General features: G+C 70.2%; 23 protein-coding genes. 6 read left to right on the plus strand and 17 right to left on the minus strand.

Annotated features, from left to right (window positions below):
• Nucleotides 1-38 precede the first annotated feature (38 nt).
• The gene (locus tag LXN57_RS29260) at nucleotides 39-287 is read left to right on the plus strand and encodes a hypothetical protein (protein WP_251801434.1); all 249 of its coding nucleotides are present in this window, start codon (nucleotides 39-41) and stop codon (nucleotides 285-287) included.
• Here the strand turns inward: LXN57_RS29260 and LXN57_RS29265 are convergent.
• From LXN57_RS29265 to LXN57_RS29280, 4 genes are read right to left on the minus strand one after another with little or no spacing between them, the layout of a single operon-like run.
• Nucleotides 284-1,537, minus strand: a complete 1,254-nt coding sequence (locus LXN57_RS29265; RefSeq protein WP_251801435.1) for a PrsW family intramembrane metalloprotease — start codon at nucleotides 1,535-1,537, stop codon at nucleotides 284-286. The genes LXN57_RS29260 and LXN57_RS29265 overlap by 4 nt on opposite strands.
• Complete coding sequence (locus tag LXN57_RS29270; protein WP_251801436.1) at nucleotides 1,534-2,100, minus strand: hypothetical protein; 567 nt, start codon at nucleotides 2,098-2,100, stop codon at nucleotides 1,534-1,536. Before LXN57_RS29270 ends, LXN57_RS29265 begins: the two co-directional genes overlap by 4 nt.
• Before the next feature lie 60 nt (nucleotides 2,101-2,160).
• Nucleotides 2,161-2,724, minus strand: a complete 564-nt coding sequence (locus LXN57_RS29275) for an RNA 2'-phosphotransferase (RefSeq protein WP_251801437.1) — start codon at nucleotides 2,722-2,724, stop codon at nucleotides 2,161-2,163.
• Nucleotides 2,721-3,497 carry a class I SAM-dependent methyltransferase gene (locus tag LXN57_RS29280; protein WP_251801438.1) on the minus strand — a complete coding sequence of 259 codons (777 nt, stop codon included), beginning with the start codon at nucleotides 3,495-3,497 and terminating at the stop codon, nucleotides 2,721-2,723. The genes LXN57_RS29275 and LXN57_RS29280 overlap by 4 nt, the downstream gene beginning before the upstream one ends.
• 18 nt (nucleotides 3,498-3,515) lie before the next feature.
• On the opposite strand from LXN57_RS29280, the gene LXN57_RS29285 reads away from it, so the two are divergent.
• Complete coding sequence (locus tag LXN57_RS29285) at nucleotides 3,516-3,893, plus strand: PPOX class F420-dependent oxidoreductase (RefSeq protein ID WP_251801439.1); 378 nt, start codon at nucleotides 3,516-3,518, stop codon at nucleotides 3,891-3,893.
• A 192-nt stretch (nucleotides 3,894-4,085) separates the two neighbouring features.
• Here the strand turns inward: LXN57_RS29285 and LXN57_RS29290 are convergent, their stop codons facing one another.
• Nucleotides 4,086-4,295, minus strand: coding sequence for a BldC family transcriptional regulator (locus LXN57_RS29290; RefSeq protein WP_014687221.1), 210 nt, complete (start codon nucleotides 4,293-4,295; stop codon nucleotides 4,086-4,088).
• 271 nt (nucleotides 4,296-4,566) lie between these two features.
• Nucleotides 4,567-5,406, minus strand: a complete 840-nt coding sequence (locus LXN57_RS29295) for a DUF8083 family protein (protein ID WP_221380816.1) — start codon at nucleotides 5,404-5,406, stop codon at nucleotides 4,567-4,569.
• A gap of 153 nt (nucleotides 5,407-5,559) precedes the next feature.
• On the opposite strand from LXN57_RS29295, the gene LXN57_RS29300 reads away from it, so the two are divergent.
• Together LXN57_RS29300 and LXN57_RS29305 are read left to right on the plus strand one after the other, a co-directional pair.
• Nucleotides 5,560-6,639: a Glu/Leu/Phe/Val family dehydrogenase gene (locus LXN57_RS29300; RefSeq protein WP_251801440.1), complete on the plus strand. Its 1,080-nt coding sequence runs from the start codon at nucleotides 5,560-5,562 to the stop codon at nucleotides 6,637-6,639.
• Nucleotides 6,640-6,878: 239 nt separating this feature from the next.
• On the plus strand, nucleotides 6,879-7,091 hold the full coding sequence (locus tag LXN57_RS29305; protein ID WP_221380818.1) for a DUF3073 domain-containing protein: 213 nt from the start codon (nucleotides 6,879-6,881) through the stop codon (nucleotides 7,089-7,091).
• 352 nt (nucleotides 7,092-7,443) lie between these two features.
• Here the strand turns inward: LXN57_RS29305 and amcA are convergent, their stop codons facing one another.
• From amcA to LXN57_RS29330, 5 genes are all read right to left on the minus strand, one after another.
• Entirely contained in the window at nucleotides 7,444-7,668 is a 225-nt protein-coding gene (gene amcA / locus LXN57_RS29310; RefSeq protein ID WP_251801441.1) for a multiple cyclophane-containing RiPP AmcA, read from the minus strand.
• Nucleotides 7,634-8,740 carry a cyclophane-forming radical SAM peptide maturase AmcB gene (amcB, locus tag LXN57_RS29315; RefSeq protein WP_251801442.1) on the minus strand — a complete coding sequence of 369 codons (1,107 nt, stop codon included), beginning with the start codon at nucleotides 8,738-8,740 and terminating at the stop codon, nucleotides 7,634-7,636. The genes amcA and amcB overlap by 35 nt, the downstream gene beginning before the upstream one ends.
• A 151-nt stretch (nucleotides 8,741-8,891) precedes the next feature.
• On the minus strand, nucleotides 8,892-10,043 hold the full coding sequence (purM, locus tag LXN57_RS29320) for a phosphoribosylformylglycinamidine cyclo-ligase (protein WP_251801443.1): 1,152 nt from the start codon (nucleotides 10,041-10,043) through the stop codon (nucleotides 8,892-8,894).
• Between the two features lie 34 nt (nucleotides 10,044-10,077).
• On the minus strand, nucleotides 10,078-11,637 hold the full coding sequence (gene purF / locus LXN57_RS29325; protein ID WP_251801444.1) for an amidophosphoribosyltransferase: 1,560 nt from the start codon (nucleotides 11,635-11,637) through the stop codon (nucleotides 10,078-10,080).
• A gap of 98 nt (nucleotides 11,638-11,735) precedes the next feature.
• Entirely contained in the window at nucleotides 11,736-12,107 is a 372-nt protein-coding gene (locus tag LXN57_RS29330) for a sterol carrier family protein (RefSeq protein ID WP_251801445.1), read from the minus strand.
• A 157-nt stretch (nucleotides 12,108-12,264) separates the two neighbouring features.
• On the opposite strand from LXN57_RS29330, the gene LXN57_RS29335 reads away from it, so the two are divergent.
• Complete coding sequence (locus tag LXN57_RS29335; protein WP_251801446.1) at nucleotides 12,265-14,187, plus strand: carboxypeptidase-like regulatory domain-containing protein; 1,923 nt, start codon at nucleotides 12,265-12,267, stop codon at nucleotides 14,185-14,187.
• A 67-nt stretch (nucleotides 14,188-14,254) separates the two neighbouring features.
• Here the strand turns inward: LXN57_RS29335 and purL are convergent, their stop codons facing one another.
• From purL to LXN57_RS29365, 6 genes are all read right to left on the minus strand, one after another.
• On the minus strand, nucleotides 14,255-16,816 hold the full coding sequence (purL, locus tag LXN57_RS29340) for a phosphoribosylformylglycinamidine synthase subunit PurL (RefSeq protein ID WP_251801447.1): 2,562 nt from the start codon (nucleotides 16,814-16,816) through the stop codon (nucleotides 14,255-14,257).
• Nucleotides 16,816-17,520 (minus strand): phosphoribosylformylglycinamidine synthase subunit PurQ, encoded by a 705-nt coding sequence (purQ, locus tag LXN57_RS29345; RefSeq protein WP_251801555.1) that lies wholly within the window; start codon nucleotides 17,518-17,520, stop codon nucleotides 16,816-16,818. The genes purL and purQ overlap by 1 nt, the downstream gene beginning before the upstream one ends.
• Nucleotides 17,517-17,774: a phosphoribosylformylglycinamidine synthase subunit PurS gene (gene purS / locus LXN57_RS29350; RefSeq protein WP_221380825.1), complete on the minus strand. Its 258-nt coding sequence runs from the start codon at nucleotides 17,772-17,774 to the stop codon at nucleotides 17,517-17,519. Before purS ends, purQ begins: the two co-directional genes overlap by 4 nt.
• Nucleotides 17,775-18,109: 335 nt before the next feature.
• A complete protein-coding gene (purB, locus tag LXN57_RS29355; protein WP_251801448.1) occupies nucleotides 18,110-19,531 on the minus strand; it encodes an adenylosuccinate lyase in 1,422 nt (473 codons plus the stop codon).
• Complete coding sequence (locus tag LXN57_RS29360) at nucleotides 19,528-20,832, minus strand: MFS transporter (RefSeq protein ID WP_251801449.1); 1,305 nt, start codon at nucleotides 20,830-20,832, stop codon at nucleotides 19,528-19,530. Before LXN57_RS29360 ends, purB begins: the two co-directional genes overlap by 4 nt.
• Nucleotides 20,829-21,362, minus strand: a complete 534-nt coding sequence (locus LXN57_RS29365; protein WP_251801450.1) for an ArsR/SmtB family transcription factor — start codon at nucleotides 21,360-21,362, stop codon at nucleotides 20,829-20,831. Before LXN57_RS29365 ends, LXN57_RS29360 begins: the two co-directional genes overlap by 4 nt.
• Before the next feature lie 130 nt (nucleotides 21,363-21,492).
• On the opposite strand from LXN57_RS29365, the gene LXN57_RS29370 reads away from it, so the two are divergent.
• Nucleotides 21,493-21,945: an SCP2 sterol-binding domain-containing protein gene (locus LXN57_RS29370; protein ID WP_251801451.1), complete on the plus strand. Its 453-nt coding sequence runs from the start codon at nucleotides 21,493-21,495 to the stop codon at nucleotides 21,943-21,945.
• Nucleotides 21,946-21,948: the final 3 nt, after the last annotated feature.

The following is a 21,948-nucleotide window of genomic DNA, read 5'->3' on the forward strand; positions in this document are numbered from 1 at the left end:
TTCCCTGCGACCGTGTACGCCATATGCCGGGAGGCCCCATGACCGAGCCGCAGGAGACCGTCGAGACGCGTGGGAACGAGCGCGTCGACCTCATCGCCCAGGACGCCAACGGCGATGGCAAGCCCGACGTGTGGGTGTCCGACACCGACGGCGACGGCAAGCCCGACCTCTTCCAGTTCGACACCGACGGGGACGGCAAGGTCGACATCACGATGGTCGACCTCGACGAGGACGGGAACCCCGACATGATCGTCGACGGGGACGGCGGGATTCCGCCGAAGGTCTAGGCGCCACCGAGGGCGCTCAACGCGACCCACAACACGGCGATCGCCACGGCAGTCGCGGCGATCGTCCAGGCCCGGTGCCGCCACGACACCGGGCCCGCGGCGGCTTCGGGATGTCCGAGCCGCCGCAGCTCGGCCCGCTGTGCACGGACGGCTGCCTCTCCCGGCGCGACCGAGGGGGAGGCAGCCAGCCGGGCCTGGGCCCGCTGCAACCGTCGTACGGCCGACGCGGCCGCCCGCCCACCCTGTTCGGCGGCCAGCCGGCGGGCCGACGCCCGCCGCGCCCCCGAGCGGAGCGCCTCCAGCTCACCGCTCGTGATCAGTTCCGGGTCGTCCAGTTCGGCCAGGCGGCCCACGTAGTAGTCGGCCTCGCTGTCGTGCGCCCGCCGCACCAGCAGCAGGATCAGCACCAACGGCGGCAGACCCTTGACGAGCAGCACCCCGAGCAGCGCCAGAGCCCCGTTGCCGAGCCCGTCGACGACCAGCGGCGCGTTCCACAGCACATGTGAGGCCCACGCGCCCAGCACGGCCAGCACCGCCACGCCCACCCGGTGCGGGCGTCCACGTTCCCGGCCGACCACCAGGTAGCCGATCCCGGCCCCGGCCAGCGCGCCGAAGAGCGTGTGACTCCAGATGCCGCTGAGGAAGCCGCGCAGCAGGAACGTCGCGATCACCGGCTGCACCTGGTCGCCCTGTCCGGCCAGGGCCACCGCGCCGACGGCGAAGACGATGTCCTCGGCGATCTGGAAGCCGAGACCGACCATCGCCCCGTAGACGACGCCGTCGAGCACGCTGTTGACCTGCGAGCGGGCGATGAGCACGATCGCCACCACGCCGAGCGTCTTCGCGACCTCCTCGACCGTCGGCGCGGCCAGGGCGGCGCCCCAGCCCGCGGCCAGTTGCGGCGAGCCGAGCTTGGCCACGAGGTTCTGCAGGGCCACGCCGCCCGGGATCGACACCGTGGTGGCTACCAGCCCACCCCACGCGAAGGCCAGCACGAGCAGCTTCGTCGGCTCCGGCTCGAAGAAGTCGAGTTCCGAGACGAACAGCCAGAACGGCACGGCCAGAAGCGCGAAGAGCAGAACCGAGGTGGCTGTCGCTTTCGGGTACGAGGTGAAGAACTGCCCGGCGAGTTGGGCCATGCGCAGCCCGCCGGCCGCCACCACCGCGAGCACCACCCAGAAGGCAGGCACCCGCATCAGGGCCGACACCCGTGGGCTGCCCGCGGCCGGCCGCACCACCGAGTCGGTCACCGCGGCTCCTCGTTCTGGCGCAGGGTGCGCGTGCTCGCCTCGATCCGGGGCAGCGTCCGGCCCAGGTCCAGATCGTTCCCGCTGATCGTCACCTCGATGGTGTGCTCGTCGGCGACGAAGACCGAGTACCGGCCGCCGCGCCCGGGGGCGGTGTAGCCGCCCTGCAGCCCGGCCAGCCCACCGGCCGTGCTCACCGTGAGCTGCGCACTCGTGACCTGATAGCCGGTCGTGTCGACGATCCTCTTCCGCAACCGGTCGGCGGCCGCGGCGAGGTCACCCCGGAACGGGCGTACGGCGATCGCGTACCGCACCGGGCCGACACGGAACAGGACGGTGCCTTCGGAGTCGCCCGGTCTGGTGCCGGTCACGTCGAGCACCGCGCCGGGCGGCGGCACAACGGTCACCCCGGCGCCGATCGAGTACGGCTCGTCGTCGGGAACCGCGCGTTCGGCCGGCAGCGACCGGTCGGCCGCCGGCAGCCCGAAGGCAAGGCCGCCCAGGATGGCGACGACACCGACCGCACCGAGGAGATTCGTCAGCTCACGCCGGTTGATCCTCGCCATCACCCCACGCTAACGGCGGGTGTGCGCCGTTACGACGTACGGCCACTGTGGAGCCGGGTATTACGGATTTGTCGCTTCTAGCATGAGATAGCGCGGCGGCACGTCCGGTGTCAGCCAGATCCCGTTCGCGCTGAGGTGGAAGACGTGCCCGGCCGCCGCCATCGCGCCCGCCGCGACCCGCAGCACCACCACTTCGGCCGAGCGGCGGCGGCCGACGAGCAGTGCGGTCGGCACGCCGGACGAGAGGTGCACGTGGTCCCGGCTGCGCGACCGCAGGCCCGCACTCATGATCGATTCGAGGTTGGCCCGGGGCGTGCCGTGGAACAGCGCCGGCGGCGGATCGGCCGGCGGCAGGCCGAGGTCGACGGACACCCGGCGCGAGTGTCCCTGGCTGGCCCGGATCCAGTCGGCCCCGTCGCGGTGGGTCACCGCGAACCGGGACTTGTCGTTGTGCTCGACCACCGCATCCAACTCGTCCCGGGTGATACCCAGCGCGGCCAGCAGGTCGGCGACCGGCACCCAGCCGTTGGCGTCGAGGGTCAGGCCGGCCGACTCGGGCCGGTGCCGCAGCACCAGGGCGATCCGCCGGCTGGTCCGCACCTGCTCGCGGGTCAGCCCGGTCATTCCCGCAGCTCCATGACGGCAAGGTAGTACGGCCGGTCGGCTTCGTCGATCGCTGTGAGGCGCCACCGGGTGCCCGCGAGCACAGCGTCCAACTCGGCCACCGAGCAGTTCAGGTAGTCGAACCAGGCCGTGGCCAGCCGCCGGTACCGCAGTCGCAGCCGCAACTGCCCACCGAGGCGGCCCCTCTCGCGGTTCCGCTGGTGATAGCCGACGTGCACGGGATCGGTGGTGCCGTACGGGTCGGTGCCCTGCGCGATGATCCGGGCGCCCGGGTTGGCCAGCCGGGCCAGCGCGGCCAGGAAGACGAGCGCCCGCTCGGCGTTCTCGAGCAGACCGAGGTTGTTGCCGAGCAGCAGGAACGTGTCGTAACGGGCGCTCGCCGAGGCGTACGCGTCGACGGTGTTCAGCACCGTGTCGCGCAGACCCCGCTCGCGGGCGACGGCGATCGCCCCGGCCGAGGTGTCGAGCCCGGTCACCGCCATGCCCCGGCGCTGCAACTCGACGGCAATGCGGCCGGCCCCGACGCCGATGTCCAGCACGTGCCCCCGGCAGAGGCGCAGCGCGCGATGGTCCTGCTCCTCCCATTCGCCGGGCTCGTCCAGGTAGTGATCGGCCGGAGCGCCGTTGATCAGGCCGTCGTCGCGCTCGATCACCTCGATCACCGGCCGGGGCACCCGCCCGCCGGCCAGCGGCCTCGGCCCGACGCCGGTGCGCACCGCGAAGGCGTCGCGGATCATCTCGCCGAACACGTCGCCGATCGGTGGCTCTTCCATGGTCACTACCCTTGGGGCATGGCCACCCTGGAGCAACTCGGTTCCGAGAAGTACGTCCTTCTGACGACCTACCGCAAGGACGGCTCACCCGTGGCGACGCCCGTCTGGGTGCTGCCCGACGGCGCCGGCGTGGCCATCTGGACGGAGACCCGGTCGTACAAGGTGAAGCGCGTCCGCAACGACCCTCGCGTCACCGTGGCGGCCTGCGACATCCGCGGCAAGGTGCGGGGTGAGGCGGTCGAGGGCACGGCCCGCATCGTCAGCGACGCCGAGTGCGACCACTTCGCCAAGGTGCTGGGCCGCAAGTACTGGGTGACCGGCATCCTGGGCTCACTGCGCTACCGGATGCTGGGCCACCGCGACCGCATCACAGTCATCGCGGTGCAGCCTGCCTAGCGAGACGAACCGCCTCGTCTCGCCCCAAGCCGGCACGTCGTGCGAGACGAACCGTCTCGCGCAGAGCTGGCGTTTCGTGCGAGACGGACCGTCTCGTCTCGGGCGCGGAGTCGGCCCGGACACGAAGAAGGGGCGATCGTCTTCCCCGACGCTCGCCCCTTGCAACGATCTCTCGCCTCGACTGAGGTTCGTTCAGTCGCCCTGACGCTGCGTGGGAATCTGTCCTTGCAGCAGAGCGCGAACCTCCGACTCCCGGTAACGACGGTGGCCGCCCAGAGTGCGGATCGCACTCAGCTTGCCGGCCTTCGCCCACCGGGTGACGGTCTTCGGGTCGACACGGAACATCGACGCCACCTCGGCCGGAGTTAGTAGCGGCTCAGGATCATGCGTACGCGATGCCATCGGTCACTCCTCCACAGGTACCTATAGACAACGGCCGGGGTCCCGCCGGCCGGTGCGTCTCTCATGGTCCGGCTAGTCCCCGATGTCCGACATGGGCCGAACGGACGAAGGTCCCCAGATAGACGGATGAAGCATGCCCGATTTTTACGTGTTTTCTATGCCAGATAGTGCCGCGTTTAGTCCGATTATCACGCTTCGCGGAACGGCGATTACGAAGAGTGTTCACCTCGGGAGCGTTCCCACGGAGGGCAAATCACCGCATTTTCCCAGGTCAGTTGCAGCGCTCCAGAAGTTGGACGGCGCGCCAGCGCTCGACCAGCTTCTCGTACGCGGCGGAGGCGTCGTCAGCGTCGCCCCGCGACAGAGCCGACAGACCCGCCGCCACCACTCCGGGTGAATCGTCACCAGCGAGAACGTCATCCGGGAGAAGGTTGACGAGGCCGCCGTAGTCAAGCTCGACGATCGAGCGCGGGTGGAACTCCTCGAGCCAGCGCGTGCCCTCCTCGACCGCCTCGGTGATCGGGGCATCGCCCACCGACTTGCGCAGCACGGCGACCGCGCGGTGCGCACGCCGCCGGGCCTTTGAGATCTCGGTGCGGTAACGCAGGGTGCGCGGCTGGGCGGCGAGGTCGATGACCCGCTCCTCCAGATCGACGAAGACGAACCAGCGCAGCGGCACACCCCAGGTGGCGATCTGCTCGTGGACCCGCGGCACACCGTGCTCGAGCACCTTGGCCCCGCTGCGCCAGTCCTCGACCACGGCCTTGGCCTGGCCGGCCAGCACGGGCGGAACGAACGCGTCGGCCAGCACGCTGGGCACGCCGTCGCGCGCGTTCAGCGCGGCCTCGGCGACCCGCAGGCGCAGGTTCCACGGGCAGACCAGCAGCGAGTCGCCCCACTGCAACACGTACGCCTCGTCGGGCAGGTCGGGCAGCCTGGTCCAGCCGGCGCCGAGCGCCTCGAGCACGGCCGAACGCTGCCGGACCGGGCCGTCGACCGGGCCCAGGGCACGACCCTCGCGCGCGTACTTGCGCCAGAAAACCTGACGGTCGCGGTCGAAGGCGGTCAGTGGCTCGTAAACCCTCAGGTACGACGCGAACAGTGACGGCACGGCGCGATCCTTTCACGAAATCGGCTGGGTGGAACTTCCCGCGCGGACGTAAATCCGGTAGAGGTGCACCCGACTAGGCTCGGGATGTCCGGCCCACCCCAGCCGGTACGACCTGCCCCACAAGGGCCCAGACACCAGATCAGGAGAACAGCCATGGGCGTGTTCGACACCGACGGCACCGACGCCACCGGTCACGAACAGGTCGTCTTCTGCCAGGACAGGCAGACCGGCCTCAAGGCGATCATCGGGATCTACTCCACGGCCCTCGGGCCGGCTCTCGGCGGCACCCGCTTCTATCCGTACGAGAGTGAGGACGCCGCCCTCGCCGACGTGTTGAAGCTCTCCCGCGGAATGGCCTACAAGAACGCCCTGGCCGGTCTCGACCTCGGCGGCGGCAAGGCAGTCATCTGGGGCGACCCGGCCCGGGCCAAGTCCGAGGGCCTGCTGCGCGCGTACGGCCGCTTCGTCGAGTCGCTGCACGGCCGCTACTACACCGCCTGCGACGTCGGCACCTACGTCCCCGACATGGATGTCATCGCCCGCGAGACCCGGTACGTCACCGGCCGCAGCCTCGAGCACGGCGGCGCCGGCGACTCCTCGATCCTGACCGCCTGGGGCGTCTTCCAGGGCATGCGCGCGGCCGCCGAGCACACCTGGGGCCGCCCTACCCTGGCCGGGCGCACGGTCGGCATCGCCGGCCTCGGCAAGGTCGGCAAATATCTGGCCGGCCACCTGATCGAGGACGGCGCCGCGGTCATCGCGACCGATGTCAACGAGGCCGCCCTGAGCTGGGCCCGCACCACCTACCCACAGATCGAGCTCGTGGCCGACACCCGGGCGCTGATCACCTCCGAGCTCGACGTGTACGCCCCTTGCGCCTTGGGCGGCGCGCTCGACGACGACACCGTCCCGCTGCTACGGGCCAAGGTCGTCACCGGCGGCGCCAACAACCAGCTGGCCCACCCGGGCATCGAGAAGACGCTGGCCGAGCGGGGCATCCTCTACACGCCCGACTATCTGGTCAACGCGGGTGGCGTGATCCAGGTGGCCGACGAGATCGAGGGCTTCAACTTCGAGCGGGCCAAGCTGCGCGCCACCGGCATCTTCGAGACCACCCGCCGGATCCTCGAGATGGCGCGGACCGAGGGGGTGGCCCCGGCCGTCGCCGCCGACCGGCTGGCCGAACAGCGCATGGCCGAGGTCGGCCGCCTGCGCTCGATCTATCTCAGCTGAGACCTGGCCCGAACGGCCACCTCCATCCGCCGAAAAGGTGGGGGCGAGGTAGGAAAAGAGAGCGGTTTAGTGCCTGCCGCGCGTTCCGGGACGGAAAACCGCGACGCGCGGCAGTGTCACACGCAACCCGAGGTGCCGAAGACGGCATCGTCCATGTACCGTAAGACCCACGAGAGATGCCTAACGTCATCGGGGCCCGCCTTCGGGCTGCCCCGAATTCTGTGCGAGGGGGTCGAGCCATGGGGCGCGGCCGTGCTAAGGCCAAGCAGACGAAGGTGGCCCGGGAGTTGAAGTACCACTCCCCGAACACCGACCTCACCGCCTTGCAGCGCGAACTGGCGGGTGCCGGTCCATCCGACCGTCACTTCGACGACGACAACGATGAGTTCGTCGACGATGACGAGGATGACGCTGACGACGACCGGGATTCCTGGTCGCCGACAAGGCGCTGACCCGAATCGCACAGAGCACGCGGCAGACCGCGTGCTCACGTGCGTCGTGGTCAGTTGCTAATGGCGAAACAGCCTACGGTTCAAACACCGAAGCCCACGCGGGCCAACCCCCGCGTGGGCTCCGAACCAGCTAAACAACCGGCGCGCCGGCGACCACCTCGCAGTTCAGGGTGACCCGGTCCCCACCAACCTCACCTGCGTCGACCCAAGAATCGTGAGCTGCCCGCGCTTTGCCTCGCATGTGAGCAGGCAGTCGATTTTTCGTCGCCGCGGGGTTTGCGGTGCCGGAAAATCGGCTGTCTGCTCACATGCCTCCCAGAGGCAAGCGCCCGCGGAGCGAAGCGGAGCCATGTCAACGCGGCCTGTTGTTCCAGTTGTAGAACGTGGGAATGTTCTCGAAGTGGTTCCAGGCGCACACCGCCGAACCTTCCTCCGCCGTGCTCTCCGCGCGTGCCTGCCGTGCCTGTTCCGCCTCCGCGAGGAGCGTGGCCAGTCCGGCCTGGGTGTCACGCACCCGTGCGCTCACCGGATCGATCCCCGGCTCATCGGACAGCCGAGGACTCGTGGTCTCGGGCATGGTCCAGCACTCCCTCCAGTAGGCGAATCTTGCTGTTCCGGCAGTGGTCGGTCTCGGTGGTGTCGAACCGCCCCTGCTCGAAGTAGCGGTTGGCCGCATGGGCGCCGCCGCAGAAACCGAAGTACGGACACGTCGCGCGGCACGCTTCGACGCCACCCAGGAACTCGGCGATCCAGGGTGCCGACGCGGCGCCGGCCAGAATCTCGGCCAGCGGCGTCGCCAGCACGTTACCGCTCGTGAAGTCGCCGTAGCGGGGGTCGGAGAAACCCGCCAGCTCGGGCGAGAGCAGCACCACCGAGCCGTCGTGGGCCACGGTGGGGATCGGGTCGAGCCGGCGGGGCAGCAGGTCGTCGGCCGTGCCGTCGAGCACCGCGGCCACGTAACGCAGCGACCACTCGACCTCCCGCAGGTGGATTCGTGGGTCGGCGCGCCAGGCTGTGACGAGTTCGGCCCAGAACGCCGTGACGTCGGCCGCGGCGTGGCCGTTGGCGCGCGTGTTCACGCCCTCCTGCTCCTCGACGTTGATGCCGAGCACGTCGCAGCCCAGCCCGAGGAAGTAGTCGTAGAGCTCGGTGGCGGCGCCGGGCCGCGGATCACCGACGACGCACAGCGCCGAGAACGGGATGCCGCGGCGGCGCAGCGTCTCGATCCCGCGCAGGATGCGGTCGTACGCCGGCTTGCCGCCCCGGGTGACCCGCTCACCGTTGCGCTCCGGTGGCCCGTCGACGCTGACACTCACCCGTACGTCATGGGCCTGGAAGAAGTCGCACCAGGCGTCGTCGATGAGCGTGGCGTTGGTCTGCACGTGGTGTTCCACGCCGGGGGCGAACGGCTCGAGCAGGGCGGCCAGATGCTCCCGCCCGGCGGCCAGCGGTTCGCCGCCGTGCCAGACGACCGAGAAGCGGCCGTCGCGGGACCAGCCGTCGATCGAGGCGGCGACGGCCCGGGCGACCTCGACCGTCATGCGATTGTCGGCCGCCCGGAACGGGAGGTAGCAGTAGGCGCAATCGAGGTTGCAGAGCGTGGTGGGCTGCATGACGACATAGGTCGGCACGGAAGCAATGCCACGCATCCCGCTCCAGGCTTGTGCCACTGCCGCACCCCCGTCCTGCCCACGCGTGAAGAACTCACGTCAGAGGCTAGGCCCCCGGGTCCAGCCAGTAAACGAAAAAGATCCGCATGTGCCGGATATCGACACACGCGGATCTGCGCATCGCCGGGCCTCAGCCGCGGGTGTACTGCCCCATCATCTGCACCTCGCCGGTGCCCTCGATGACCTCGCCGACCTGCCAGGCCTCGACGCCGCGGCCGGTCAGATAGGCCATGGCGCGGTCGGCGTCGTCGGACGAGACGATCGCGAACATGCCGACGCCCATGTTGAATGTGGCCTCCATCTCGTTGTCCTCGATCCGGCCCTTGGCCTGGATGAGGTCGAAGATGGGCTGCGGGCGCCAGGTCGAGCGGTCGACCACCGCGTCGGCGTTGCCGGGCAGGACACGATTGAGGTTGCCGGGGATGCCGCCGCCGGTCACGTGCGAGAACGCGCGGACGTCGGTCTCCTCGATCAGGCCCAGGCAGTCCTTGGCGTAGATCTTGGTGGGGGTCAGCAGTTCCTCGCCCAGGGTGCGCTGCGAGCCGAAGTCGTCGACCACCGAGTCGAGCCGCATCCGGCCGGCGCCGAGGAGCACGTGGCGAACCAGCGAGTAGCCGTTGGAGTGCAGACCCGACGAGCGCATCGCGATCACCGCGTCGCCCACCTCGACCCGCTCGCGGCCGAGGATCTCGCTCTCTTCGACCACGCCGACACCGGTCGCCGAGACGTCGTACTCGTCGGGGCGCAGGACGCCCGGGTGCTCGGCCGTCTCGCCACCGAGCAGCGCGCAGCCGGCGTAGCGACAGCCGTCGGCGATACCGGCGCCGATCTCGGCCACCTTGTCCGGCACGACCTCGCCGCAGGCGATGTAGTCGAGCAGGAACAGCGGCTCGGCGCCGCAGGCGACCAGGTCGTCGACGACCATGGCGACCAGGTCGATGCCGATCGTGTCGTGGATGTCGAGCTGCTGGGCGATCACCAGCTTGGTGCCGACGCCGTCGGTCGACGAGGCCAGGATCGGGCTCTTGTACTTCGCCGTGTTGAGCTTGAACAGGCCGGAGAAGCCGCCCAGGTCGCCCATGACCTCGGGCCGGGTGGTCTTCTTGACCTTCGACTTGAGGAGCTCGACGGCCCGGTCGCCGGCCTCGATCGAGACGCCCGCGTCGGCGTACGTGGCCGTGCGCTTACGCACCCCGCGGCCGCCCCCGGCAGTCCACGGCCGGCGGTCGGCGCCCTCAGCGCCGTTGGACCCGGCACTGTTGCGCTCGGACACGTGCGTCACGGTTCTCCCCTTAGCGGTCTTTCGTTCGTCAAAGTCACGCGCCGCCGCCCTGGCCGGCCAGCTCACGCACGTCGTACTCGGTCTCGAGCTCGGCGACGGCCGCGGTGGCGGCCTCGTCGGTGGCCGACGGCATCGAGGCCCGCTTGCCGACGCCCTCGAGCAGGTGCTTGCCGATCAGGTTGCCCGCGGGCAGCTCGATCGGATAGTGCCCGTCGAAGCAGGCCATGCACAGTCGCGTCTTCGGCTGCTCGGTCGCCTGCACCAGCCCGTCCAGGGAAACATAACCCAGGGAGTCGGCGCCGATCGAGCGGCGGATGCCCTCGTTGTCGAGCCCGTTCGCCAGCAGCTCGGCCCGGGTGGCGAAGTCGATGCCGTAGAAGCACGGCCACTTCACCGGCGGCGACGAGATGCGCACGTGCACCTCGAGCGCCCCGGCCTCGCGCAACATGCGCACCAGGGCCCGCTGGGTGTTGCCGCGGACGATCGAGTCGTCGACCACGACCAGGCGCTTGCCCCGCACGACCTCGCGCAAGGGGTTGAGCTTGAGCCGGATGCCGAGCTGACGAATCGTCTGCGACGGCTGGATGAAGGTGCGGCCGACATAGGCGTTCTTGGTGAGGCCGGCACTGAAGGTGATGCCGGACGCCTCGGCGTAGCCGATCGCGGCCGGGGTGCCCGACTCGGGCACCGGAATGACCAGGTCGGCCTCGACCGGGTGCTCCTTGGCCAGCACGCGGCCGATCTCGACGCGGGCCGAATACATGTTGCGGCCGGCGATCGTCGTGTCGGGACGCGCGAGATAGACGTACTCGAAGAGGCAGCCCTTGGGCTCGGGCGCGGCGAACCGGGTGGACCGCAGGCCGTGCTCGTCGACCGCGATCATCTCGCCCGGCTCGACCTCACGGACGAAGCTCGCGCCGACGATGTCGAGGGCGGCCGTCTCGCTGGCGACCACCCAGCCCCGCTCCATGCGTCCGAGCACCAGGGGGCGAACGCCCTGTGCGTCGCGCGCGGCATAGAGGGTGGTCTCGTCCATGAAGACGAAGCTGAAGGCCCCCCGCAGCCCCGGCAGCACCTCGAGCGCCGCACCCTCGACCGAGAGGTCGGGACGGCTGGCCAGCAGCGTGGTGACCAGGGCGGTGTCGGAGGTGGCGCTGTCGGCCTCGAGGCCCCGCTCGGCGACCTCACGGGCCAGCTCGGCCGTGTTGACCAGGTTGCCGTTGTGGGCCAGTGCGATCGTCGTGCCGGCCGTGGTGGCCCGGATCGTCGGCTGGGCGTTCTCCCAGTTCGAGCCGCCGGTGGTGGAGTAGCGCGTGTGCCCGATCGCGAGGTGGCCGCGCAGGCTGGCCAGCGTGGGCTCGTCGAAGACCTGCGACACCAGGCCGAGGTCCTTGTAGACCACCACGCCCGAGCCGTCACTCACCGCGATGCCCGCCGCCTCCTGGCCGCGGTGCTGCAGAGCGAAGAGCCCGAAGTAGGTGAGTTTCGCGACCTCTTCCTCGGGAGCCCAGACGCCGAAGACGCCACAGGCATCCTGGGGGCCACGCTCCTGGGGGTCGAGATCGTCGGTCAACCGGCCGTCGCCTCGGGGCACCTGTAGCTCCCTCATGCTCATGTGCTCGTAACTGCCGTCCGACCGCCCAGTGTACGCGAGCCGGTGGGCGCCGACCTCGCTGCTAAACGGCCTCGCTGCTAAACGGCCTCGCGACCGGTTAACGGAAGGTATTCGGTCAGATCCGTGCGGATACCGCTGGCCCGCAGGCGTCCGTCACGCACCGCATCGGCCCAGGTCATACGCTGCGTTGCGACGAGCAGCCAGGTGATGGGATCCGCTTCGACCACATTGGGCGGTGTGCCGCGGGTGTGTCTGGGACCAGGAACACACTGAATAGCACCGAAAGGCGGAATCCGGACCTCCACCGATCGGCCAGGGGCCTTCCGGGACAGCTCCGCCAGGAGCGCTCGCACAGCGTCACGCTGCACAGATCTCTCGGGTTCGACGCCTCGGTCCAGCGCGTCCAACGCTTCTTTCACGGACTCGGATTTATTGTGCGCAGGGGACACGTCGGGACGATACGACTCGCTTCAGCGAGATTGGTACGCGGCCCTGGGTCGCGCGATGGACGTGTGACAAGGCATAGTGGCCGACGGTGTTTTAGTCGCGGGATGTAACCGGCCACCCTTGAACGGCCGGGAGGACCGTGCGACCGGAAGGCGGTGGATGGTGACAACGCACCTACGAGCCCGGGCGACCCAGGCCGGTGCGTTACTGGCGGTGGTGCTCGGCGGTATCTTCGTCGCCCCCGCGGTGGCGTTGGCCGACCCGCCGAACGTACAGATCACCGACCTGCAGACCGAGGTGCTCTCGGGCGGCCGGCTGACCATGCAGTTCCAGGTCGCCGAAGGCAACGGCAGTGAGATCCCGGTCCCCGCGAACGTCACCGTCAACGGCGGCGGCATGGACTGCCGGGGCGGCGACTGCAGCCGGCGCACCACGGTCGACGGCAACGGGCGCCAGTTCTCCGTGCAACTCACCGCACCCAACGTCAACGCCGGTGAGACGCGTCAGGTTACGGTCGAGATCACGGCGAACGTCCAGGGCGAGCAGCCGGGCCGGGCCAGCCAGCAGATCACGATCAAGGGCCCGGACCGTCCGCAGTCCGTGCGCCAGGTTTCGGGCCGCGTCAAGGACCAGGACGGCAAGTCGATCGCGGGCGCCACCGTCGGTATGCAGGACAGCGCCGGCAGCGTCTTCCAGGGCACCTCCGACGGCTCGGGTCAGTATTCCTTCCGGTCCACCGACAGCAAGCCGATCTCGCCCGGCCGCATCTCCATCGGCGCCGGCAAGAACGGCTTCGAAGAGGTCACGGTCCAGCGTGAGGCCCAGGCCAACCAGAACCTGACCATCTCGCTGACGCTGAAGTCGACCGCCCCCGCGACGCCCTCCCCGACCCCGACTCCGAGCCCGTCGGCTACCAGCGCCGCCCCCACCGAAGAGGTGAGCGAGCAGGCGACGCCCGAGGAGGAGACGGCGACCGAGCAGGCGACCGACCAGGCCGCGTCCACCGAGGACGACGGCGGGTCCATGCTCTACATCATCATCGGGGTCCTGCTCGTCGCGGCCGGCATCGGCGCGATCGTGCTGGTCGTGCTGCGCCGCCGGAACAGCGCCGACAACGACGGTGACGACGACCCGACCGGCCTGTCCGGCTCGGGCGGCGTGGTGCCGCCGAGCCGCGGCGGCTTCACGGACGCGACTCGGGTCGGCGCGCCGGTCGGTGGCGGGCGCAACGACGCCACCATGATCGCCCCGGCGCCGCGTTCGGCGGCCATGGCGGACGCCCCGACCATGATCCATCGCCCCGTGCCCGCGGTCGAGGACGAGTTCCCCGACCCCTACGGCGTCCCGCTGCCGCAGCACGGCGGCTACGCCGGTGCGGCTGCCGGCGGGTGGGACCAGGGCGGCAACCAGGGTGGCAACCAGTACGGCGCAGGCACTCAGCAGTACGGCGGGGGAACCCAGCCGTACGACGGCGGCGCTCAGCAGCCGTACGGCGAGGCGACCTCGTACGGCCGCCCGCCGGAGGACAACGGCTACGCCGCCGGCGCTCAGCAGGGTGGCGGCTACGGAGCGTACGGGGAAGCTACCGGCATGTACCGGCCCGAGGCCGATGACGACGGCGGCTACGGCAATCAGCCTTACGGCGGCACCAACCAGTACAGCGCCGGCCAGTACGGCGCGGAGCCGGTTGGTGGCTACCCTGCCGGCGGTTACGGACAGGAACCGGCCGACCAGGGCGGTTACGGATCGTGGGGGGCCGCGGGCGACGGCCTCGACAACAACGGTTACGGCCCTCAGGGCGGCGGCCAGCCGTACGGCGGCGGTCAGACCGGCCCGTACGGCAGCACCCAGCCGTACGGCGGCGACCCTGCCAGTGACCCGGCCGGCGGCGGACCTGCCGGTCAGCCGTACGGCGGCGGTTACGACCAGGGCTACCAGGCCGGCCAGCCGGGCAGCTACGACCAGGGCTACCAGCCGGGCAGCGGCTACGACGACCAGTACGGCAACCAGCCGGGCGGGCACGACCAGCGCGGCGGCCGTCCGGACGCGCCGGCCCCGCGGCGCGGCAACCACGACTACTGAGTCTCGGCAACAAGAAAGCCGGCCAGCGGATTCGCTGGCCGGCTTTCTTTGTGCCTGACTGCCGGGGTCAGGAAGCGTCGTCGTTGGGCGACGGCTCCTTGACCTCGGCCACGGCGGCGGCCGGAATGCCGTCCGCCTCGATCGGGGCCGCCGACTCCATGGCCGCGCCGGCCGCCGCGGTGACCAGCACGTCGTCACCCCGGTCGGGGCTCGCGGGCGCGGTCGGGTCGGCCGCGTGCTCCGGGTCGCCGTGCCGGTTGGCCAGCTCGGCGGCGCCGCCGAACAGTCGCGGCAACGTGCCCTCGTGGGCCTCGCGAGCCTCGTCGAGCGGCAGGCTGAACTGGTCGCGCACCTCGAGCACGGGCTCGGCCGAGGTGATGCCGATCGGGGTGCACGGGATGCCGAACTCGGCAGCCAGGCCCGCGAACGCCTTGTCGTGCCCGCGCGGCACGGCGACCAGCACACGACCGGCCGACTCGCTGAAGAGCTGCACGAAGGAGTCGGCCGCCAACGTGACCTGAGCGCCCACGTTGTAGCGCAGGCAGCTCTCGACCAGAGCCTGGGAAAGACCGCCGTCCGACAGGTCGTGGGCCGCGCTGACCAGTCCGGTCCGCGAGGCCCGGGCCATCAGCTGGGCCAGCCTGCGTTCGTGCTCGAGGTCGACCTTGGGCGGCCGGCCGCCGAGGTGGCCGTGGGTGACCCACGCCCACTCCGACCCGGAGAGCTCGGTCGTCGTCTCGCCGAGCAGGAAGAGCAGGTCACCGTCGCCGGTCGGGGTCTTGAAGCCCATCGGGATGCGCCGGGCGACATCGTCGAACAGGCCCAGCACGCCGACCACCGGGGTGGGGTGGATCGCGGCGGCGCCGGTCTGGTTGTAGAAGCTGACGTTGCCGCCGGTCACCGGGGTGCCCAGTTGCTGGCAGCCGTCGGCCAGACCGCGTACGGCCTCGGCGAACTGCCACATCACGGCCGGGTCCTCCGGCGAGCCGAAGTTCAGGCAGTCGGTGACGGCGATCGGCTCGGCGCCGGTGACGCCGACGTTGCGGTACGCCTCGGCCAGCGCGAGCCGGGCGCCCTCGTACGGGTCGAGGCGGGCGAAGCGGCCGTTGCCGTCGACCGACAGCGCGACACCGAGGCCGGTCCGCTCGTCGATGCGCAGCACGCCCGAGTCTTCCGGCTGAGCCAGCACGGTGTTGCCGAGCACGTAGCGGTCGTACTGCTCGGTGACCCAGGTCTTGTCGCACAGGTTCGGTGAGGCGATCATGCGCAGCACCGTCTCGCGCAGCTCGTCGCCGGTCGCGGGCCGGGGCAACGTCTCCGCCTTGTCGGCCTGAAGCAGTATGAGGTCGGCCGGCTCACGGATCGGGCGGGCGTAGACCGGGCCGTCGTCGGCGAGCGAGCCCGGCGGCACGTCCACCACGACGTGGTCGTTCCAGCTGATCACCAGGCGGCCCGGCGAACCGTCCTCGCCGGCCGGGGTGACCTCGCCGATCGCGGTGGCCCAGACGCCCCACTTCTCGGCCACGCCGAGCACGGCCGCGAGGTTCTCCGGCGTGACGATCAAGAGCATGCGCTCCTGCGACTCGCTGGCCAGGATCTCGGTCGGCGACATGGACGCCTCACGCAGCGGCACCCGCTCGAGCCACACCCGCATGCCGGTGCCGGCAGCGGCTGCGGTCTCGGTGAGCGCGCAGGTGAGGCCGGCGCCGCCGAGGTCCTGGATGCCCGCCACGAGGCCGGCGTCGTAGAGCTCGAGGCAGCTCTCGATCAGCAGCTTCTCCATGAACGGGTCGCCGACCTGCACCGACGGGCGGCGCTGTTCGGCGCCCTCGTCGAAGGTGGCCGACGCCAGCACGGAGACGCCGCCGATGCCGTCGCGACCGGTGCGGGCACCGAGCAGCACGACGATGTTGCCGACGCCCGCAGCCTCTTTGTGCTGCAGGCGCTCGACCGGCAGCACACCGATGCTGAGCGCGTTGACCAGCGGATTGCCCTGATAGGTGGGGTCGAAGACGATCTCGCCGCCGATGTTGGGCAGGCCCAGGCAGTTGCCGTAACCGCCGATGCCGGCGACCACGCCGGGCAGCACCCGAGCGGTGTCGGGGTGGTCGGCCGCGCCGAAGCGCAGCGGGTCCATCACCGCGATCGGGCGGGCGCCCATGGCGAGGATGTCCCGCACGATGCCGCCCACGCCGGTGGCCGCGCCCTGATAGGGCTCGACGAAGCTGGGGTGGTTGTGCGACTCGACCTTGAAGGTGACGGCGATGTCGTCGGAGATCTGGACGACGCCCGCGTTCTCGCCGATGCCGGCCAGCATGCGGGTGCCGCGCGGCGCCTTGTCACCGAACTGGCGCAGGTGCACCTTGCTCGACTTGTAGGAGCAGTGCTCGCTCCACATGATCGAGTACATGGCGAGTTCGGAGGCGGTGGGCCGGCGGCCGAGGATCTGCCGGATCCGGTCGTACTCGTCGTCCTTGAGGCCCAGCTCGGTGTGCGGCTGCAGCTCCTCGGGCGTGGTGTTGGCTCGCTGAACGGTGTCCGGCCCGCCGTCGAACTCGTTGACCAGCACGTCGGTCGCCGCAAAGCCCGTCTGCTTCGGCGGGGCGGACGTGTCCGGCTGCGTCGTCATTACTGGTGTCCCCCTGCGTTCACTCCCGCTGACCCGGCCAGGGCCCGCAGGACAGAAGTGAAGAAACCGAGGCCGTCGAGGGACGGACCGGTCAGCGCCTCCACCGCGTGTTCCGGATGCGGCATGATGCCGACGACGTTGCCGGCCTCGTTGGTGATCGCGGCGATGTCGCGCTGCGAACCGTTCGGGTTTCCGCGGATGTAGCGCGCGACCACGCGGCCCTCGGCCTCGAGCTGGTCGAGCGTACGCTCGTCGGCGACGTAGCAGCCCTCGCCGTTCTTCACCGGGATCAGGATCTCTTGTCCCGCGGTGAAGGAGTTGGTCCAGGCGGTGTTCGTCGATTCGACGCGCAGGAACTGGTCGCGGTTGCGGAAGTGCAGGTGCTGGTTGCGGGTCAGCGCGCCGGGAAGCAGGTGCGCCTCGCAGAGGATCTGGAAGCCGTTGCAGATGCCGAGCACCGGCAGCCCGCCCCGCGCCGCGTCGATGATCGAATCCATCGCGGGGGCGAACCGGGCGATGGCGCCGCACCGCAGGGCATCGCCGTAGGAGAAGCCGCCGGGCAGGACCACGGCGTCGACGCCGTGCAGATCGGAATCGCCGTGCCAGAGGCGGACGACGTCGGCGCCGGCGATACGCGCGGCGCGGGCCGCGTCCCCGTCGTCGAGCGAACCCGGGAAGGTGACCACACCGATGCGCATGGTCAGGCGACCTCCGCCGTGGCGTCCTCGTGGACGTGGATGGTGAAGTCTTCGATCACCGGGTTGGCGAGCAGCTTGTCGGCGATCTCGCGAGCCCGATCCAGGTCGGGCGCACCGGCGAACTCGATCTCGATCCGCCGGCCGATGCGGACGGACGAGACATCGGTGACGCCGAGCCTGGGCAGCGCATTCGCGACCGCCTGGCCCTGCGGATCGAGGATCTCCGGCTTGAGCATGACGTCGACCACGACGCGAGCCACGGGCACTCCTGACTGATAGGTGTAAGCACGTTGAGCCTACCTTGCGAACCACGTCACGGAATTCTCGGCCGGTGTCGCGCACGCGACGCCGGGGCCGCTGAGCAGCCAACTCCCGGGTGATCTCTGCCACCGCTCGATCAAAACTTCAAGCACCGGCGGGTCATCACACGGTGATAGGGGCCAACTGGATTGTTGGCGGCCGGAACGGCCGGCCCTACGGTCGGCTCATCGATCTCCATCAGACCGGGCGGCGGTCGCCCCACTGCCGGCCGGCTCAGGATTCCGCCGGGGCGCGGCGTGACTCTTGTCTCCGCCGTGCCCCAGCGGCACAGCTCTTACAGAATCGGCGCCGGCGCGTACTTCGCGGCGTCCGGGTGCGCCGCGACGATCGTGGCGACCCGGTCGGCCACGGCCCGCACCTGCGAGGGGGCGGCGCCCACGAAAGCGGCGCGGTCGGCGACCAGCGTGTCGATCTCGGCCCGGGTCAGGGCGAGACGGCCGTCGGCGGCGAGCCGGTCGAACAGGTCGTTGACCGTGGCGCCCTTCTCGCGCATGGCCAGCGCGACCGCGACGGCGTGCTCCTTGATCACCTCGTGGGCGACCTCACGGCCGACGCCCTTGCGCACGGCCGCGACCAGAATCTTGGTCGTCGCCAGGAACGGCAGGAACCGGTCGAGCTCGCGGGCGATCACCGCGGGGTAGGCGCCGAACTCGTCGAGCACCGTGAGAAACGTCTGGAACAGGCCGTCGGTGGCGAAGAACGCGTCCGGCAGGGCGACCCGGCGGACCACCGAACAGGAGACGTCGCCCTCGTTCCACTGGTCGCCGGCCAGTTCGCCGACCATCGACAGGTAGCCGCGGACGATCACGGCGAGCCCGTTGACCCGCTCGGACGAGCGCGTGTTCATCTTGTGCGGCATCGCCGACGAGCCGACCTGGCCTTGCTTGAAGCCCTCGGTCACCAGTTCCTGGCCGACCATCAGGCGGATCGTGGTGGCCAGCGAGGACGGGCCGGCGACGATCTGGGCCAGCGCGGAGACCACGTCGAAGTCGAGTGAGCGCGGGTAGACCTGGCCGACGCTGCTGAGCACGCGCTCGAAACCCAGGTGGCCGGCGACGCGCTGCTCGAGGGAGCCGAGCGCGTCGAAGTCGCCGTCGAGCAGGTCGAGCTGGTCGGCGGCGGTGCCGACCGGGCCCTTGATGCCCCGCAGCGGGTACCGGCCGATCAGGTCGTCGAGACGCTCGTACGCGATGAGAAGCTCTTCGGCCGCCGAGGCGAACCGCTTGCCGAGCGTGGTCGCCTGCGCGGCGACGTTGTGCGAGCGGCCGGTCATCACCAGGTCGGAGTATTCGACGGCGCGTTCGGTGAGCCGGGCCAGCGCGGCGATCACGCGGGACCGGATCAGCTCGAGCGACGCCTTGATCTGGAGCTGCTCCACGTTCTCGGTCAGGTCGCGCGACGTCATTCCCTTGTGGATCTGCTCGAAGCCGGCGAGCGCGCTGAACTCTTCGATGCGGGCCTTCACATCGTGCCGGGTCACCCGCTCGCGGGCCGCGATCGAGCCCAGGTCGACCTGGTCGAGCACCGACTCGTAGGCCTCGACGGCGCCCTCGGGCACGGCCACACCGAGGTCGCGCTGAGCCTTGAGCACGGCCAGCCAGAGCCGGCGCTCCATGCGGATCTTTTCCTCGGGCGACCACAGGGACACCAGGTCGGTCGAGGCGTAACGAGCGGCGAGGACGTTCGGGATGGTCACGGCACCGATTGTTTCACGGCAACGGGTTCGGGCTCCGGCACCTTGTGCGGCAAGGTGCGCACGTCACGGCTCAGCAGCATGAAGATCACCGCGGCGGTCATCAGCACGGCCGCGCCGACCAGCGTCGACTCGATCCCCACGGCCTGTGCGATCGGGCCCACCGCCATCTGGCCGACCGGGATCGCGACGAAAGAGCCGACCATGTCGTACGAGTACACGCGGGCGAGTTTGTCGGCCGGGATGTGCTCCTGCATCGTCGTCTCCCACGCGATGCCGAACTGCTCGACCATCAGGCCCGCCACCAGCGCGCCCGCGATCAGCAGCCACAGGTGCGGATAGACGCCGAGAATCACGACCGGCAGCGACATGAACAGGGTGCTGAACACGCCGAAGAACAGCAGCCGCCGCATCCGCAGCCGGATCGCCAGCAGCGCACCGACGATCATGCCGAGCGTCTCGGCCGCCAGAACCAGGCCCCACGCGCGGCGCCCGATCGCCTCGTCGGCGACGACCGGCCCCAGCACGAACAGCGAGCCGCTCCAGGCCGCGTTGAGCACGCAGAAGCCGGCCACCACGACCCAGAGCCACGTGCGCGAGCGGAACTCGGTCCACCCCGTACGCAGGTCGGCGAAGATGTTGGGCCGGGACGGCTCGACCGCCGCCTTGCCCGGGGTCTGCTCGTCGCCGATGACGCCGGGCGCGGGCTCGGCCTTCGCCGGTGGTGGCACCCGCAGGAAGGCGAAGAGCACGGCGCTGACCAGGAAGGTGGCCGAGTCGACAGCGATGCCCCAGCCCGGGTTGGTCGCGGCCACCACGATGCCGGCCAGCGGCGCGCCCAGCACGGCGGCCGTGTTGAGCGCGACCCGGTTGAGTCCGTTGGCCTGCTGGCGGATATCGGCCGGAACGATCTGGGGCAGGATCGACGAGGTCGCGGGCAGGGCGAGCGCGCCGACCATGCCGTTGAGCGCGGAGATCACGATGAGCAGCGGAACGGTGGCCGTGCCGGTGAGCACCAGAGCGGCGACGACCGCCTGCGTCGCGAAGGCGGCCAGGCTGGCCCCGACCATCAGCAGGTGTTTGGGCAGCCGGTCGGCGAGCACCCCGCCGAACAGCAGGAAGATGACGTTGACCAGGGTGCGGGCGCCGACCACAAGGCCCAGGTCGGTGGCCGAGCCGGTCAGGTCGAGGACGGCGAAGGCGAGCGCGATCGGCGCGAACGAGTTGCCGAGCGCGTTGATCGTGCGACCGCTGATGAGCAGCCGGAAGGCCGGAATACGAAGCGGCGCCAGGGCGGCACTCATGAGGGTGACTCCATCTCGAACATCGCGACTGTCGTGCTGGTGCGGATGGTGCCGGGGGTGTACGGAGACTGAGCCGCTTCATGCAACTCGCGCACCGCGCCGGCGATCGTGCCGTGCAGCTCCCGCCATTTAACGGGATCGATCCAGAACTCGCCGTCCCCCAGCAGAGCCGGCGCGGGTGGTCCGGCCGCCGCCGACCAACGGCCCTGCGCGACGCGCCGGAGGAGCTCGTGGGCGAGCGCGGTGTACAGCGCCTCTTTCTCGTCCGCGGACTCGGGCGCAAGGTCGCGAGCGGGATCGTATCGATAGCGCTTGGCGATGCCCCCACGGATCTTCTCCTCGCCGGCGGCCTCGACGACGCCGGCCGAGTGCAGGTTGCGCAGGTGGTAGCTCGCGTTGGCGTGGGTGAGCCCGAGCTCGCGGGCCACCTCGGCCGCGGTGAGCGGGGTGCTGGTGAGCAACGACAGGATGCGAAGGCGAACCGGGTGGGCCAGCGCCCGGAGCGCTGCCGCCTCATCTCCCAAAGGCATGTTTGGGAGTCTAGGACGCGGCATGCCGACTGTCCAATGCTTGTTTGGGAGTGGCACACTGCACGGGCAAGCGGCTTTGCCGTTAAAGTTACCGACGAGTAGGTCGACTCAGCCTGAAAGGTCTCCACCGATGACTGATTTCAACCCGGACTCGCTCGCCGATATCGGGCCGAAGGAGTTCGCACAGCTCGTCAAGGCGACGCCGGATGCCAAGCTGGCCGAGGTGATGGCCGGCGACTCGCGCGCCAAGATCCTCGACGAGGTCTTCAATCGGATGCCCGCCCTGTTCCGCCCCGAGAAGGCCGGCAACACCACTGCGGTCATCCACTGGATCATCACCGGTGGCGCGGGCGGCGCGAGCGACACCTACGAGACGGTGATCGAGAACGGCGCCTGCACGGTCACCAGCCAGCCGGTCCGTGAGCCCAAGCTGGCCATGACCATGGACCCGGTGACGTTCCTCAAGGTCGTCTCGGGCGACGGCAACCCGATGATGATGTTCATGACCGGCAAGATCAAGGCCAAGGGCGACCTGGGCCTGGCGGCCAACGTGGCCAAGCTCTTCGACATCCCGAAGGCCTGACGC

It is taken from the genome of Paractinoplanes hotanensis (assembly GCF_023717965.1).
In the GTDB taxonomy this organism is placed as follows: domain Bacteria; phylum Actinomycetota; class Actinomycetes; order Mycobacteriales; family Micromonosporaceae; genus Actinoplanes; species Actinoplanes polyasparticus.